The 15,764-nt window shown below is 70.4% G+C and carries 11 protein-coding genes; 6 read left to right on the forward strand and 5 right to left on the reverse strand.

What is annotated here, in order from left to right; translation table 11 throughout:
- The first annotated feature begins 87 nt into the window (after window positions 1–87).
- Window positions 88–2,754 (forward strand): SpoIIE family protein phosphatase, encoded by a 2,667-nt coding sequence (locus ABKA17_RS02485; protein ID WP_353690132.1) that lies wholly within the window; start codon window positions 88–90, stop codon window positions 2,752–2,754.
- Window positions 2,755–2,855: 101 nt separating this feature from the next.
- Here ABKA17_RS02485 and ABKA17_RS02490 read toward each other — a convergent pair whose 3' ends face one another.
- Entirely contained in the window at window positions 2,856–4,403 is a 1,548-nt protein-coding gene (locus ABKA17_RS02490) for a hypothetical protein (protein ID WP_502994101.1), read from the reverse strand.
- 140 nt (window positions 4,404–4,543) lie between these two features.
- Here ABKA17_RS02490 and ABKA17_RS02495 point away from each other — a divergent pair, with 140 nt between their 5' ends.
- Window positions 4,544–4,864, forward strand: a complete 321-nt coding sequence (locus tag ABKA17_RS02495) for a hypothetical protein (protein ID WP_353690133.1) — start codon at window positions 4,544–4,546, stop codon at window positions 4,862–4,864.
- On the opposite strand, the gene ABKA17_RS02500 is transcribed toward ABKA17_RS02495, so the two are convergent.
- The 4 genes from ABKA17_RS02500 to ABKA17_RS02515 are packed head-to-tail and all read right to left on the reverse strand — an operon-like array spanning window position 4,845 to window position 8,705.
- Window positions 4,845–5,615: a succinate dehydrogenase/fumarate reductase iron-sulfur subunit gene (locus ABKA17_RS02500; RefSeq protein ID WP_353690134.1), complete on the reverse strand. Its 771-nt coding sequence runs from the start codon at window positions 5,613–5,615 to the stop codon at window positions 4,845–4,847. The two genes, ABKA17_RS02495 and ABKA17_RS02500, sit on opposite strands and share 20 nt — an antisense overlap.
- On the reverse strand, window positions 5,612–7,558 hold the full coding sequence (locus tag ABKA17_RS02505) for a fumarate reductase/succinate dehydrogenase flavoprotein subunit (protein WP_353690135.1): 1,947 nt from the start codon (window positions 7,556–7,558) through the stop codon (window positions 5,612–5,614). The genes ABKA17_RS02500 and ABKA17_RS02505 overlap by 4 nt, the downstream gene beginning before the upstream one ends.
- A gap of 15 nt (window positions 7,559–7,573) precedes the next feature.
- Window positions 7,574–8,395 (reverse strand): succinate dehydrogenase subunit SdhC, encoded by an 822-nt coding sequence (gene sdhC, locus ABKA17_RS02510; protein ID WP_353690136.1) that lies wholly within the window; start codon window positions 8,393–8,395, stop codon window positions 7,574–7,576.
- A gap of 19 nt (window positions 8,396–8,414) precedes the next feature.
- Window positions 8,415–8,705 carry an Rv0250c family protein gene (locus tag ABKA17_RS02515; RefSeq protein ID WP_353690137.1) on the reverse strand — a complete coding sequence of 97 codons (291 nt, stop codon included), beginning with the start codon at window positions 8,703–8,705 and terminating at the stop codon, window positions 8,415–8,417.
- A gap of 283 nt (window positions 8,706–8,988) precedes the next feature.
- Here ABKA17_RS02515 and ABKA17_RS02520 point away from each other — a divergent pair, with 283 nt between their 5' ends.
- From ABKA17_RS02520 to ABKA17_RS02535, 4 genes are all read left to right on the forward strand, one after another.
- Window positions 8,989–11,262 carry an ABC transporter family substrate-binding protein gene (locus ABKA17_RS02520; protein WP_353690138.1) on the forward strand — a complete coding sequence of 758 codons (2,274 nt, stop codon included), beginning with the start codon at window positions 8,989–8,991 and terminating at the stop codon, window positions 11,260–11,262.
- An 89-nt stretch (window positions 11,263–11,351) separates the two neighbouring features.
- Window positions 11,352–11,954 (forward strand): hypothetical protein, encoded by a 603-nt coding sequence (locus ABKA17_RS02525; protein ID WP_353690139.1) that lies wholly within the window; start codon window positions 11,352–11,354, stop codon window positions 11,952–11,954.
- Between the two features lie 134 nt (window positions 11,955–12,088).
- A complete protein-coding gene (gene typA, locus ABKA17_RS02530) occupies window positions 12,089–14,005 on the forward strand; it encodes a translational GTPase TypA (RefSeq protein ID WP_353690140.1) in 1,917 nt (638 codons plus the stop codon).
- A 658-nt stretch (window positions 14,006–14,663) separates the two neighbouring features.
- Complete coding sequence (locus ABKA17_RS02535) at window positions 14,664–15,701, forward strand: ABC transporter permease (RefSeq protein WP_353690141.1); 1,038 nt, start codon at window positions 14,664–14,666, stop codon at window positions 15,699–15,701.
- The last annotated feature ends 63 nt before the right edge of the window (window positions 15,702–15,764 follow it).

Here is a 15,764-nt window from a genome sequence, read left to right on the forward strand (position 1 = left end):
GTTGTGCGGCGCCGTAGTGCTGGATACTGCGGGCAGCCGCTGCCGGTGACCGGTGCCGGACGCGGTGAGCTGGAGGGGACGGTTCGCGTGAGCGAGATACCAGCGAAGGCCACGGAGTCCGAGGACCCGTCGGACGGCGCGAGGTCGGAGGCCGCGGGTGATGCCGCGGCGGACGTGACGCGTGGTGCCACGGGCGGGACACACCTGGCCTCCCCCGGAATTCCTGACGGGACTCCACAGGGCGACGCGATCTGGCAGAGCAGTCCGCCCGGCTCCATCTACGACTACATCAAGGTCGCGTCCTTCTCCATCGGCCCCGACGGGCTCGTCGACCAGTGGAGCCTGCGCGCCGAGCAGCTCTTCGGGATCCCCGCGGACCGGGCCGTCGGCATGGACCCCATCGAGGCGTTCATCGACCCCGGCCAGCGCGAACAGGGCCAGCGCAAGATGGCCGAGATCCTCGACGGCCGCGAGTGGACCGGCGTGGTCCCCTTCCGGGTGCCGGAGACGGCCGAGCGGGAGGCGGGTGCCGAGGCCCTCGCCGAGGTCTACGTCATGCCGACGCGGACCGAGGAGGGCGAGAAGGCCGCCGTCTGTATCGTCGTCGACGTCCGCACCCTGCGTAGCATCGAGACCGACCTCGCCGCCTCGCAGGCTATTTTCGGTCAATCTCCGTTCGGCTTTCTGCTGATCGACCCCGATCTGCGGGTCCGGCGGGCCAACCAGCAGTTCGCCTCCACCTTCGGCGGCACCCCCGACGACCACCGCGGCCGCGGTGTCCACGACTATCTGCGCAGTCCGGAGGCCGAGCGGGTCGCCGCGACCCTGCGCCGGGTCCTGGAGACCGGCAACTCCATCACGGACATGCACGTCACGGGCTTCGTGCCGGGATCCGACGACCGCCGTCACTGGTCCGTCAACCTCTACCGCGTGCACAGCGGTTCCGGCCGTCCCATCGGCATCGCCTGGCTCGGGCTCGACATCACCTCCCGCCGTGCCGCCGCCCGCGAGGCCGCCGCCGCACGGCGCAATCTCGCCCTTCTGAACGACGCCGGCGCCCGCATAGGCAACTCCCTGGACCTGGAGACCACCGCCCGCGAACTCCTCGACGTCGTGGTCCCCGGCTTCTGCGACCTCGCGACCGTCGACCTCTACCAGGGGCTCCTGGCCGGTGACGAGGCCCCGCCCGGCCTCGCCGACGGCAGCGCGGAACTGCGCCGGGTCGCCTTCGCCAGCGCGGTCTCCGACGCCCCCTTCATCGGCGCGGGCCCGCCCGTGTCGGTCGGCGCCGTCCACCACTACCCCTTCAACTCGCCCTGCGCGGACGCCCTGCGCACCGCCCGCCCGCAGATCATCCCGGCCGAGGAGGGCGGCCTCGTGCAGTCCACGATCGCCGTGCCGATGGTCGCCCACGACACCGTCGTAGGACTCGTGCAGTTCGCCCGTACCAAGGGCAGTGAGCCGTTCGGGGACCGGGACCGGGATCTCGCGGTGGAGCTGGCGGCGCGGACGGCGGTCTGTATCGACAACGCGCGGCTGTACCGCCGTGAGCACGAGCGGGCGCTGATACTCCAGCGGTCCCTGTTGCCTCCGGGCGATCCGGTCGCCTCCGGCCTCGACATCGCCTGCCGTTACCTGCCGGGCAACTCCTCGTCCGATCGGCCCAGCGAGGTCGGCGGCGACTGGTTCGACGTCATCGAACTGCCGGGCCACCGGACGGCGTTGGTGGTCGGCGACGTGATGGGCCGCGGGCTGCGCGCGGCGGTGGCGATGGGCGAACTGCGGTCCGCGGTACGGACCCTGGCGCTGCTCGATCTCGAACCCGCCGAAGTGCTGAGCGCGTTGGACGAGATCGCGCGCGGCCTCGGTGCCCCCGGCGGAGTCCAGCAGGCGACCCGCGCGGCCCGCCGCCCCCGCGAGGCCGACCTGTCCGAGGTGTACCTCGCGACCTGTGTGTACGCGGTCTACGACTCGGTGACCCGCAGGTGCACCTTCGCCAACGCCGGCCATCTGCCGCCGGTGCTGGTGGAGCCGGGCGAGGCTGCGCTGATGCTGGACGTGCCGCCGGGCATGCCGCTCGGGGTGGGCGGGGAGCCCTTCGAGGAGGTGGAGGTCGAACTACCCGAAGGCGCTCTGCTCGCGCTCTACACGGATGGACTGGTCGAAAGCCGCGATCACCCCCTCGACGAGGGCCTCCAGGCCTTCGTGGGCGCGCTGACCGACCCGGCCCGGCCCCTGGAGGACGTCTGCGACCACGTCCTCAACACCCTCGACACCCACCACGGCGAGGACGACATCGCCCTCCTCATGGCCCGCGTCCAGGGTCTGCCCGCGGGGTCCGTGGGCGACTGGACGCTGCCGCGGGAGCCGCGGAGTGTGGGGCGGGCCCGGGAGTACGCCCGTGGGCAGCTGCTGTCGTGGGACCTGGAGCCGCTCGTCGACACGACGGAACTGCTGGTCAGCGAGCTGGTGACGAACGCGCTGCGGTACGGCGAGGGCGAGATCAGACTGCGGTTGCTGCTGGACCGGACCCTGGTGTGCGAGGTGTGGGACTCCGGGCTGGTCCAGCCCCGTCGGCGACGCGCGCGGGACACCGACGAGGGCGGCCGGGGGCTCCAGCTCGTGGGTCTGCTGAGCGCGGCGTGGGGCTCGCGCAGGACGCCCCGGGGCAAGACGGTGTGGTTCGAACTGCCGCTGCCGGACGGGGAGACGGGACTGGTGGATCCCGCGGAGGCGTTGCTCAGCCTGTTCTGAGCCCGCCTCCTGGGCGGAAGCCCGGAAGCCCGGAAGCCCGGAAGCCCGGAAGCCCGGGAGTCCGGGAGTCCGGGAGTCCGGGAGTCCGGGAGTCCGGGTGTCTACGGCTCGGGCGACTTCGGCGTCCGGCGGCCGGAAGTGCGGGGGCCGCCGAAGCTGGTGGGCGCTCCGTCCGGCCCCAGGATCCCGCCCAGGGTCGCTCCCGCCACCCCGCTCTCGTGCTCCTTTGCCGGGTTCCCGTGCACCCGTACGTCCTGCTCGGCCAGGCCACGGGCCTCCCGGGCGCAGGTGTCGGCGGCGACCGGGTCCGCGGTGAGCAGCCGTCGGGCCTCCGACAGGCGGGTGCGGGCCGCCGCACCCACCGCCGCCCGATGCGTGCCGATGAAATCGTCCGCGGCGGCCGTGCCGGCCCGGCCGACGAGCAGCGCGGCATGTCCCAGAACCCCGGCGGCCGGTTCCGTACCGAGCGGTGCCGTGGCCCGCACGATCCGGCGCAGGGCGTCCAGAGGGTCGTAGGGCCCGGCGGTCAGTTCCTCCCGTACGGCGGCGAGGACGCCGTCGGCATGGCGGATCCGGGCGCGCAGTTCGCCGGCGGGTGCCTCGGCGCTGTCCTCCCGTACGCCCGCGATGGCCGCCTCCGCGCCGGTGAGCGCGGCCGGGACCAGGGCCTCGGCGGCCGACAGTCGCGTGCCGAGCCTTTCGACGGTGTCCAGGAAGACGGTGGCCTGGGCGATGGCGCCCTCGGCGGCGCGCAGGTGTGCGGCGGCGGTGTCGGGTTCCTGGCGGTCGGCGGACTGGCGGGACTCGTTGAGGCGGAGGGTGGCGAACACCAGGCGGTCCTTGGCCTGTTCGGTATGGCCGGTGACGGGGGCGGTGGCGGACGGGGCGTACCGCCGGTGCAGATCGGCGAGGAGAGCCTCGACCGTTCCGGTCCGGCCGGCCAGCGCCCGGAAGCGGCCCTCGGCGACCTCCAGCGCCTCGCCCACGCCCCTCTCCAGCCCCCGCAGCTGATCCAGCCCGGCGGCCTCCTGGTCCAGCCGCCGCCCCGCCTCCTCGCACCGCCCGACGATCCCGGCAAGCGCGTGCCGCCGGGCCGCGGGCTCCTCCGGTACCCCGTCGTCGTACTGCTGCCGCATCCGGAAGGCGGCCGCCAGCTCGCCCTCGGCGTCCTGGACGGCCGCCGCGAAGGGGGCCACGGCGGGCTCTCCGAACCGTGCCTCGACGAAGCCGAGTTCCGTGCGGCTGGTGCGGACGCAGTCGTCGGCGGCGACGAGCAGGGCACGGGCCCGCTCGTCGAGTTCGGCGAGAGGCGGGGCGGAGAGGCGGACGGGGGCCCCGCCGGGCGTGGTGCGGGTCCGGGCCCGCCGGGTTCGGCGTAGGTAGGTGTATCCCGCGACGGCACCCGCGGCGCCCACCGCGAAGAGGGGAAGTACGAGGTCGGCGGCCGAGGACCCGTCCTCCTCCTGGGCCTGCGACTGGGTCGCCGCCCGCGCCGGGGGCCCCGCGACCGCGGCACCGTCGTCGAACGTCATCCCCGGCAGCACCAGCCACACCACCCCGGCCACGCCGCCCAGCAGGGTGTGCGCGACCCGCACGGATATGTGCGAGGTCGCGCGCCGCGGCCGGCCCCGGAACAAGGATGACGTCACATTTCGGAGCGTATGAGCAGGAATGCGGCAGCGCGACCGGGGGGTGTCAGGGGGACGGCTTTTCCAAGGCCCGGCCCGGTGCGGGCAATCGCCGGGTCAAAACTCTTGTGTGTGCGAGAGCGCGTGGAAGCATGATCGGTATGAACGAGGTGCTGGGGATCGTGGGCGCCGTGGTGATCACGGTCGGCCTGGCGATCGGTACGGCCGCCGTCACCAAGGGCTGGCTGCTCCCCGGGCGGGGCAGCGCGAAGATACTCCGGCCCAGGGTGTGGGGATACGGCACGCTGCTGAACCAGGCCGGGACGGGCGTCTTCCTCTTCCTGGGCCCGCTCGACCAGTCGCGCCATCCCGGCTTCTTCCCGTTCGCGGTGGCAGGCATGGCCGTGGCCGCGCTCGGGCTCTACGTGCAGCGCCGGGCCCAGTTCCCGGCGGACGCCGGAGCTACGAGGACCTCCTCCTGATCTTCGACCCCAGCCACACCAGCGGGTCGTACTTGCGGTCCACCGCCCGTTCCTTCAGGGGGATCAGCGCGTTGTCCGTGATCTTGATGCCCTCGGGGCAGACCTCCGTGCAGCACTTGGTGATGTTGCAGTAGCCGAGGCCGTGCTCGTCCTGGGCTGTCGCCTTGCGGTCCAGTCCGGCCTCGGCGGCCGCGTCCAGCGGGTGCATGTCGAGCTCCGCGACCCGCATCAGGAAGCGGGGGCCGGCGAACGCCGGTTTGTTCTCCTCGTGGTCACGGACGACATGGCAGGTGTCCTGGCACAGGAAGCACTCGATGCACTTGCGGAACTCCTGTGAGCGGTCCACGTCCTCCTGCATCATCCGGTACTCGCCGGGCCCCAGATCCTCCGGCGGCACGAACGCCGGGACCTCGCGCGCCTTGTCGTAGTTGAAGCCGACGTCCGTGACGAGGTCGCGGACCACCGGAAAGGCACGCAGGGGAGTCACGGTGATCGTCTCCTCCCTCGTGAAGACCGACATCCGGGTCATGCACATCAGCCGCGGCCGCCCGTTGATCTCCGCCGAGCACGAACCGCACTTGCCCGCCTTGCAGTTCCAGCGGACGGCGAGGTCGGGCGCCTGGGTGGCCTGGAGGCGGTGGATGATGTCGAGGACCACCTCGCCGTCGTTCACCTCGACCGCGAAGTCCTCCAGGCCGCCGCCGCCCACATCGCCGCGCCACACCTTGAAGCTGGCCTTGTAGCTGCTCACTCGTACAGCTCCTCTTCGGCGAGGTACTTGACCAGCTCCTCCTTGTCGAAGAGGGCGAGCAGGTCGGGACGGATGGGGTCGGTGGTCTCACGGGTGAGCTCGATCTGGCCGTGCACCGGGTCGGTGGCCGCCAACCCGCCCGTGGGGTCGGTCAGTTGGCACAGCAGGTTGATACGGCGCCACTTGCGGTCCATCGTCGGATGGTCCTCGCGGGTGTGGCCGCCGCGCGACTCGGTGCGCTCCAGCGCGGCCCGCGCCACACACTCGCTCACCAGCAGCATGTTCCTGAGGTCCAGGGCGAGATGCCAGCCCGGGTTGAACTGGCGGTGGCCCTCGACCCCGGCCCGCCGGGCCCGTACCCGCAACTCGGCGAGCTTCTCCAGGGCCTGTTTCATCTCGGGCTCGCGGCGGATGATGCCGACGAGGTCGTTCATGGCCTGCTGGAGTTCCTGGTGCAGGGTGTACGGGTTCTCCGGCGGGCGCGCGTCCTGCCGATCGCCCTCCGGTGGGTACTCCGCCGAGTAGGGGCGCAGTGCCTCCGCGGCCGCCGTGTCGATCTGGTCCTCGTCGATCGCGGGGCGCTCGAAGGCCAGGGCCGCCGCGTACTCCGCCGCGTGCAGGCCCGCCCGGCGGCCGAACACCAGCAGGTCGGACAGGGAGTTGCCGCCGAGCCGGTTCGAGCCGTGCATACCGCCCGCGACCTCGCCGGCCGCGTACAGCCCCGGCACCCCGCGTGCGGCGGCGGTGTCGGACTCGACCGCGATACCGCCCATCACGTAGTGACAGGTGGGGCCGACCTCCATCGCCTCCGCGGTGATGTCGACGTCCGCCAGCTCCTTGAACTGGTGGTACATGGACGGCAGCCGCCGCTTGATGACCTCGGCCGGCATCCGGGTGGAGACGTCCAGGAAGACCCCGCCGTGCGGGGAGCCGCGGCCCGCCTTCACCTCGGCGTTGATGGCCCGGGCCACCTCGTCGCGGGGGAGCAGCTCGGGAGGCCGGCGGTTGTTGTCGGGGTCCTCGTACCAGCGGTCGCCCTCGGCCTCCGACTCGGCGTACTTCTCCTTGAAGACGTCCGGGACGTAGTCGAACATGAACCGCTTGCCCTCGGAGTTGCGCAGCACCCCGCCGTCGCCGCGCACCGACTCGGTGACGAGGATGCCCTTCACCGACGGCGGCCAGACCATGCCCGTGGGGTGGAACTGCACGAACTCCATGTTCAGCAGGGGCGCGCCGGCGAGCAGCGCCAGCGCGTGGCCGTCGCCGGTGTACTCCCACGAGTTCGACGTCACCTTGAAGGACTTGCCGATGCCGCCCGTCGCGATGACCACGGACGGGGCCTGAAGGACGAAGAAACGGCCCGACTCACGCTCGTAGGCGAAGACGCCGGAGACGCGGCTTCCGTCCTTGAGGACCCGGGTGACCGTGCACTCCTGGAAGACCTTCAGACGGGACTCGTAGTCGCCGGTCTCCTTCTTGTCCTGCTGCTGGAGCGAGACGATCTTCTGCTGGAGCGTGCGGATGAGTTCCAGGCCCGTGCGGTCGCCGACATGCGCGAGGCGCGGGTACTCGTGGCCGCCGAAGTTGCGCTGGGAGATCCGGCCGTCCTTGGTGCGGTCGAACAGCGCGCCCCAGGTCTCCAGCTCCCACACCCGGTCCGGGGCCTCCTGCGCGTGCAGTTCGGCCATCCGCCACTGGTTGAGGAACTTGCCGCCGCGCATGGTGTCGCGGAAGTGCACCTGCCAGTTGTCGTGCTCGTTGGCGTTGGCCATCGCCGCCGCGATGCCGCCCTCGGCCATGACGGTGTGCGCCTTGCCGAAGAGGGACTTGCAGATGACGGCCGTACGGGCGCCCCGCTCGCGTGCCTCGATGGCGGCGCGGAGGCCGGCGCCTCCCGCGCCGACGACTACGACGTCCCACTCCTGGCGGTCGACCACGGACATCAGAAGGCATCCCCTTTAGAAGAAGCGCGGATCGTCGAAGACACCGGACGCGACGAGATAGACGTAGACGTCCGCGAGCGTCACGCTCGCCAGTGACGTCCATGCCAGCAGCATGTGACGGGCGTTGAGCTTCCCGACCCAGCGCCACATCCGGTAGCGCACCGGATGCTTGGAGAAGTGCTTGAGCTGCCCGCCGACGATGTGCCGGCAGGAGTGGCAGGAGAGGGTGTACGCCCAGATCAGCACGATGTTGACCAGGAACACGAGGGTGCCGAGCCCCATGTGTCCCCACTCGTAGTGCTCGTCGCGGAAGGCGAGCACGGTGTCGTACGTGAGGACGCCGGCCACCGGGACCGCGGCGTAGAAGAAGTACCGGTGGAGGTTCTGCAGGATCAGCGGGAAGCGGGTCTCGCCGGAGTACTTCCTGTGCGGCTCGGCGACCGCGCAGGCCGGCGGGGACGCCCAGAAGCCCCGGTAGTAGGCCTTGCGGTAGTAGTAGCAGGTCAGCCGGAAGCCGAGCGGGAAGATCAGGATGAGGATCGCGGGGGACAGGCCCCACCAGCTGCCGAAGATCTCCCAGTTGGGCCCGCCGCGCATGGGCTCGCAGCTCTCCGCCAGACACGGCGAGTAGAGCGGCGAGACATAGGGGGCCGCGTAGTAGTTCGTGTCGACGAAGGCCCGCCACGTCGACCACACGACGAAGACGATCAGTCCGGCGGCGGTGGCGGCGGGGGCCAGCCACCAGCGGTCGGTCCGCAGATGCGGGGCGTCGATCGCGGCGCGCGTACCGGTTCGTACGCCGCCGCTGTTCGGATGGGGTTCCGTACCAGTGGCCAACTCATGACTCCGGTCGGGTTCAGGGGGCGTGGCGGTCGCGGGCGCCGAGTCCCTCGTCGTCCGAGTCCGTCCAGAGGGTGTTGTCGTACGGGGTGTCGGGGATGGAGACCAGGTCGGGGCGCTTGGCGTTGGCGAGCGCCGGGTCGGCCTCCTTCAGCAGTGCGAGGCTCTCGCGGAGGCGGTCGGCGTCGACGCGGACGCGGCGCATCTCCAGTCCGCCGCTGCCCAACTGCTGTTCCAGGCGTTTCACATACCGGAGCAGTTCGTCGAGGCTGCGCTGGGCTGCTGTCAGTTCATCGTGGACGGACATGACGTGACCTCACTTCGGGCGGCAACGTTCATGTGCGCCTGCGAGTGTTGCGCGTCACACCTGCCGGTGTGAAGGGACGTGCACGGATTGGCGGATCGTGTACCTCCGCGCGCGCCCCCCGTACGCCCGGGATTGCGCCGCATGGGTGGGCTTGCGCGCCGCATTCGCCGTGTCGCCGCCCGCTGCCGAACCCTTTCCTCTTCAGTGGCCGCATACATCTGATCAGCTCCATATACCGCCAAACGTGATCCAAACCGGCGGCGCACCCCCGGAGGTATGCGGCATGTCCCACGACGGTGTCGGACCCAGGCCTTCGCGTGGCACGGTCATGCGCTCGATCGCCTTCCTCACCGCGGGGGCGCTGACCGTGCCCGCGCTCGCGGGATGCAGCTCCGAGGACCCGGCCGGCAGGCCGCTCGCCGATCAGGACATCGCCCCGGCCGCCCGCGCGGCGGTCGCCGACGGCGGCACCCTGCGCTGGGCCGTGGACTCGGTGCCGGAGACCCTGAACACCTTCCAGGCGGACGCCGACGGCACCACCACCCGCATCGCCCAGGCCGTCCTGCCCTCCATGTACCGGCTCGACGCCGACGGGCGCCCGCAGGTCAACCCCGACTACCTGGAGAAGGCCGAGGTCGTCGAGACCGAGCCCAAGCAGGTCGTGCTGTACAAGCTCAACCAGCAGGCGGTGTGGAGCGACGGCCGCGAGATCGGCGCCCCGGACTTCGCCGCGCAGTGGCGGGCCCTGTCCGGCAAGGACACCGCGTACTGGACGGCCCGCAACGCCGGGTACGACCGCATCGAGAGGATCGAGCGCGGGAAGAACGACCTGGAGGTCAAGGTCACCTTCGGGCGGCCCTACGCCGACTGGAAGTCGCTGTTCTCACCGCTGTACCCGAAGGACGTCATGGGCACCCCGGACTCCTTCAACGACGGGGCGCGCAGGAAGCTCAAGGTCACCGCAGGGCCCTACCGGCCGGCCAAGGTCGACCGCAAGGCGGACGAGGTCACCCTCACCCGCAACCCCCGCTGGTGGGGCCACCCCGCCAAGCTGGACGAGATCGTGCTGCGCGCCGTACCGCGCGACGAGCGGGCCGCCGCGCTCGCCGCGGGCCGGCTCGACCTGGCCGAGATCGACCCCGAGTCGGTCAAGCGCATCACCCTCGCGGCGAAGGCGAAGAGCGGTGCGAGCGGCACCCCGCTGATGGGCCCCGGCAGCGGCCTCACCGCGGCCGACTCGCTGCGCTCCTGGGCCGTCGCCAACGGCTCCGACGAGGAGGCCGCGGACGAGGAGACCACCGCCCGCGGCAGACAGCGCAAGGCGATCACGGAGTACGCCCGTCAGCAGCAGGCACTGCGCGGCTTCGAGGTCCGCCGCTCCCTGGAGCCCGCCTACACCCAGCTCGCCCTCAACGGCGCCGACGGCCCCCTCGCCGACGAGCGGGTCCGCCGTGCGGTGGCCCGCGCCCTGGACCGGGACGCCCTCGCCTCGGTCGTCCTCACCCCGCTCGGCCTGCCCGCCGAACCGGTCGGCAGCCATCTCGCCCTCGCCGGACAGGCCGCGTACGCCGACAACAGCGGTGCGATCGGCGGCCAGGACGCCGAGGAGGCCGAGGCCCTGCTCGCGGACGCCGGCTGGGTGCGGGGCGGTCCGGTGAAGACGGGGAAGAAGGAGAAGGCCGCCGGGGCGAAGGGCGAGCGGGCCGGGGGGTCCTCCGAGGAGTCCGAGGAGTCCGAGGGCGACGACGGGACGTACATCGTCGGCGAGGACGACAAGGCGCGGCGCGACGCCGACCGGGAGAAGAAGAAGGACCCCAAGGCCCACAAGGCCGACACGCCCCGCAAGGCCCATGAGAAGAGCGGGGAGGGCGCCAAGCACCTCGCGCAGGACGGCAAGCGGTACACCGACAAGCTGAAGCAGGGCGGCGCGCCGGGTGCCTACGCCCCGCGCGGCACCGCCGCTCCCGCGGGCGCCGCGGCGGGCGCGCTGGCGAAGGACGGCAAGGAGCTCACCCTCCGCTTCGTGCTTCCCTCGGGTCCCGGCTCGCAGACGCTGCGCACGGTGGCCGACCGGATCTCGAAGATGCTGCGCAAGGTCGGCATCCGCACCGAGATCTCCAAGGTCGAGGACGAGAGCTACTTCAAGGACCACATCGCCTCCGGCCAGTACGACCTCGCGCTGTACTCCTGGCCGGCCTCGGCCTTCCCGGCCACCGACGGCCGCCCCATCTACGCCAAGCCGGTGCCGGCGGCCGACGGTTCCCTGAACGTCGAGCAGAACTACACCCGGGTCGGCACCGACCAGGTCGACCAGCTCTTCGACCAGGCGATCGCGACACTGGACGAGAACCAGAGCCGGAGCCTGATCCGCAAGGCCGACTCCAGGATCTGGGCCGCGGCGGGGTCGATCCCGCTGTACCAGCGGCCCCAGCTGACGGCCGCGCGCAAGAACGTGGTGAACGCGGGCGCCTTCGGCTTCCAGACGCCGGTCTACGAGGACATGGGCTTCCTGAAGAAGGGGGCGGCCGGGCCGGCCGCGAGCCCCACAGGGAAGTAGGCGATCATTCCCTTCAGCACACGAACGGCCGCCGCCCCGCATCGAGCGGGGCGGCGGCCGTCGTACACGAGGGGAAAGGGACGACGGGGATGCGTGCTTGGGTGGCGGGGGCCGCGACGGCGGTCCTGGCGGCGGGGCTGACGGGCTGCGGCTCGGGCTCCGACGACAAGGCGGGGGCCTGCGCGGACGGGACCTTCACCTGGTCCGGCGTCACGCACACGGAGAAGCTGACCCATCTCGCCGACCCCATCGTGATCAAGAAGAGGACCGACTCCTACAAAGCCCGGCTCAGGGGCGTCGACACCGCTGTCAGGTACTCCACCACCGTGACCGCCGTACCGGACGGTGTGGGCAGGACCGGCGTGCTGGACGCGCTGGGGGAGCACCTGAAGGCCGAGGGACCGCTCGGCGACGCGGCCGACCGACCGGACCCCAGGTTCGACACCTACCACGAGGCGGACAGCGGGGATCTCCAGGGCGCCTACTACGCCTGGAACTCCATCAAGCTCGTCGACGCCGACTTCACCTACACCTGCGACAGCGGTGAGCCGGTCGAGGGGCACGTACGGACCTGGGAGGGGACCGGCTCCGGGTTCCTCCCCTGCGCCGGTGAACCCCAGGTGAGCGCGGCCGCCCACGAGGCCGCCGAGCGGAGCTGCCCGACCGGATCGAGGGCGGCGGAGCAGGCCTGAACGGCCCCCGGAGGCCGCCCCCGCCAATGCCACGTACCATGGGGTGAGGCCGTGGCGTGTCAAGCCCGGCAGGCCCGCGTCACACGGACGTACGCAGCAGGGGCCTTCTGACCACTCCGGGAGTACGCCGCACCATGTCTGTGTCCGCTACGCGCCACGACATTCGCAATGTCGCCATCGTCGCCCACGTCGACCACGGCAAGACCACCATCGTCGACGGAATGCTGAAGCAGGCCGGCGCCTTCGCCGCCCACCAGCTCGAAGGCGTCGACGACCGCATGATGGACTCGAACGACCTGGAGCGTGAGAAGGGCATCACGATCCTCGCCAAGAACACGGCGGTGAAGTACCACCCGAAGGACGGGGGGGACGTCATCACCATCAACATCATCGACACCCCCGGCCACGCCGACTTCGGCGGTGAGGTCGAGCGCGGTCTGTCCATGGTGGACGGCGTGGTGCTGCTGGTGGACGCCTCCGAGGGCCCGCTCCCGCAGACCCGGTTCGTGCTGCGCAAGGCGCTCCAGCAGCGGCTGCCCGTCATCCTGTGCATCAACAAGACGGACCGGCCCGACTCCCGGATCGACGAGGTCGTCAACGAGACCTACGACCTCTTCCTCGACCTGGACGCGGACGAGGAGCAGATCGAGTTCCCGATCGTCTACGCCTGCGGTCGTGACGGCATCGCCTCGCTGACCAAGCCGGAGAACGGCACGGTCCCGGCCGACTCCAACAGCCTGGAGCCGTTCTTCTCGACGATCCTGGAGCACATCCCGGCCCCGACCTACGACGAGGAGGCCCCGCTCCAGGCGCACGTCACCAACCTGGACGCCGACAACTTCCTCGGCCGTATCGCGCTGCTCCGCGTCGAGCAGGGCGAGCTGCGCAAGGGCCAGACCGTCGCCTGGATCAAGCGTGACGGCACGGTCAGCAACGTCCGGATCACCGAGCTGATGATGACCGAGGCGCTCACCCGCAAGCCCGCCGAGAAGGCCGGCCCGGGTGACATCTGCGCGGTCGCCGGTATCCCGGACATCATGATCGGCGAGACCCTGGCCGACCCCGAGAACCCGATCCCGCTCCCGCTGATCACGGTCGACGAGCCCGCGATCTCCATGACCATCGGCACCAACACCTCGCCGCTGGTCGGCCGTGGCGGCACCGGCAAGGGCGCCGACAACAAGGCGGCCGTCAAGGACCGCAAGGTCACCGCCCGCCAGGTCAAGGACCGCCTGGACCGCGAGCTGATCGGTAACGTCTCGCTGCGGGTCATCGACACCGAGCGTCCCGACGCCTGGGAGGTCCAGGGCCGTGGTGAGCTCGCGCTCGCCATCCTGGTCGAGCAGATGCGCCGCGAGGGCTTCGAGCTGACCATCGGCAAGCCCCAGGTCGTCACCAAGGACGTCGACGGCAAGACCTACGAGCCGGTCGAGCGCATGACGATCGACGTGCCCGAGGAGCACATGGGCGCGGTCACGCAGCTCATGGGTGTCCGCAAGGGCCGGATGGACAACATGTCCAACCACGGCTCCGGCTGGGTCCGTATGGAGTTCGTCGTGCCGTCGCGTGGTCTCATCGGCTTCCGGACCGAGTTCCTGACCCAGACCCGCGGCACCGGCATCGGCCACTCCATCCACGAGGGCTTCGAGCCCTGGTTCGGCACCCTGCAGACCCGTAACAACGGCTCGCTGGTCGCCGACCGCGCCGGTGCCGTCACCGCCTTCGCGATGACGAACCTCCAGGAGCGCGGTGTGCTGTTCACCGACCCCGGCACCGAGGTGTACGAGGGCATGATCGTCGGCGAGAACTCGCGCTCCGACGACATGGACGTGAACATCACCAAGGAGAAGAAGCTCACCAACATGCGCTCTTCCTCGGCCGACTCGTTCGAGGCGATCGTGCCGCCGCGCAAGCTCTCCCTGGAGCAGTCCCTGGAGTTCTGCCGCGACGACGAGTGCGTGGAGGTCACCCCGGAGGCGGTTCGCATCCGCAAGGTGAACCTGGACGCCCGCGAGCGCGCCCGCGCCGCGAGCCGCGCCAAGCACGGCTGACAACCCGTCGCTTGAAGCCCGGGCACCCCCATCTTGGGGGTGCCCGGGCTTTTTGCAACTGGTTTTCAGGCGGGTTCCTGTGCGCGGCCGGTGAGTGATGTCCGTAATGCGGTGATCCTCGCCCGATACGCATGTAACACGTCCGTTTCGCGGCCTTATCCCGCCAGACGGTTTGTCCAAATTTCGGAAGATGTACGCGCCAGCTGTGACTGAATCGAGATTTAAAGACGGTGGTCGCCGGTTGGCTCATGGCAGATAGTTAGCCGCGTAGAGCTCGGGTCAATGGGTCTCGCGCCGTGGGGACGGCGCCGACTCACGAGCACCAGGGGGTGCCTGACCCTCCGTCAGGGGTGTCGGAGGAAAGGCATGTACCCCCTCCTGTTGGTGAACACGTGGAGTCATGAGGAGGAGTCCCATGCGCGGTGTCACAAGCACCAGGTGGGTCACAGCGTCCGCAGTAGCCGGCAACCGCGCCTCGGCGCACGGCGATTGGCTCTGAAGGGCCGCCACGCCCTTGACCCTACGCGCGTCCGGCTGCGGGTTCTCCCGTACGCGGTACGACGCCGCTGACTCTTCTTCATGATCCGAACCGCGATCGCGCGCACCTCTCGCGCCGGTCGCCGGTTCGGCACACCCACACCTGTGAAATGGGCGAACTGTGACAAGTCCTATCGACATCGAGGGCGGCGGTACGTCGGTCGTCGTCGACGGCGAGAAAGAGCCGAAGGCGAAACCGGAAGAGGCCAAGCAACTGGAGGGCCGCTCGCCCGGCCAGTTGATGTGGATCCGCTTCAAGCGCGACCGCACCGGGGTGATCTCGGCCTATGTCGTGATCTTCTTCTTCGTGATCGGCCTCGCGGCCCCGCTGATCGCCAAGGTGTACGGCAAGAACCCGTACACGGTGTACGCGGACGAACGCCCCGAACTCTTCGACAGCGCCGGTGTGCCGATCCAGCCCAACGGCGGTATCAGCGGCGAGTTCTGGTTCGGCCTGGAGCCCGGCAACGGCTACGACGTCTTCACCAAGTTGATCTACGGCATCCGCAACTCCCTGATGATCTCGCTGGCGGTCACCGTCGCGACCGTGCTGACCGGCATCATCCTCGGTGTCGCGGCCGGCTATCTCGGCGGCCGGGTGGACAACCTGATCAGCCGGGTCATCGACTTCCTCCTCGCCTTCCCGGCCCAGCTGTTCTTCATCGCGAGCATGCCGGTCGTGGTCTCCCTCTTCGTGAGCCCCCGGGACGAGACACCGGTGTACGTCCGGGTGGTCGCCCTCATCGTGGTGCAGTGGTTCCTGGGCTGGATGAGCCTCGGCCGCATTCTGCGCGGCACCACACTCGCCCTGCGAGAACGGGAGTTCATCGAGGCCGCCAAGGTGAGCGGGGCGTCCCCGGTGCGCATCATCCGCAGGGAGATCATGCCCAACGTGGTCACGCCGATCCTGGTGCAGTCGACGTACATGCTGCCCGCCTTCGTGACCGCCGAGGCCGGTCTGTCCTTCCTCGGCGTGGGGCTCGTCGAACCGACGCCGGACTGGGGGCAGATGTTCTCCAAGGCGTCGACCGAACTCGTGATGCAGAACGACATCACCTACATGTTCTTCCCGGGCATCTCGATGATCATCTTCATCGTGGCGTTCAACCTGCTCGGGGACTCGGTCAGGGACGCCTTCGATCCCAAGACGGCGCGCTGACCGGCGAGTTGTGGGCATCCTCGCCCGACACAGACCGGATGGCACGTTCTATGCCGGTCCGCA

The sequence above is a fragment of the Streptomyces sp. RG80 genome (assembly GCF_040446465.1).
GTDB lineage: Bacteria > Actinomycetota > Actinomycetes > Streptomycetales > Streptomycetaceae > Streptomyces.

What these genes read in the sequence shown, in the direction of transcription:
- ABKA17_RS02495 (WP_353690133.1), top strand. Translation starts at nt 4,544, where the DNA reads ATGAACGAGGTGCTGGGGATCGTGGGCGCCGTGGTGATCACGGTCGGC.
- ABKA17_RS02505 (WP_353690135.1), bottom strand. Translation starts at nt 7,558, where the DNA reads ATGTCCGTGGTCGACCGCCAGGAGTGGGACGTCGTAGTCGTCGGCGCG.
- ABKA17_RS02515 (WP_353690137.1), bottom strand. Translation starts at nt 8,705, where the DNA reads ATGTCCGTCCACGATGAACTGACAGCAGCCCAGCGCAGCCTCGACGAA.
- ABKA17_RS02520 (WP_353690138.1), top strand. Translation starts at nt 8,989, where the DNA reads ATGTCCCACGACGGTGTCGGACCCAGGCCTTCGCGTGGCACGGTCATG.
- ABKA17_RS02525 (WP_353690139.1), top strand. Translation starts at nt 11,352, where the DNA reads ATGCGTGCTTGGGTGGCGGGGGCCGCGACGGCGGTCCTGGCGGCGGGG.
- typA (WP_353690140.1), top strand. Translation starts at nt 12,089, where the DNA reads ATGTCTGTGTCCGCTACGCGCCACGACATTCGCAATGTCGCCATCGTC.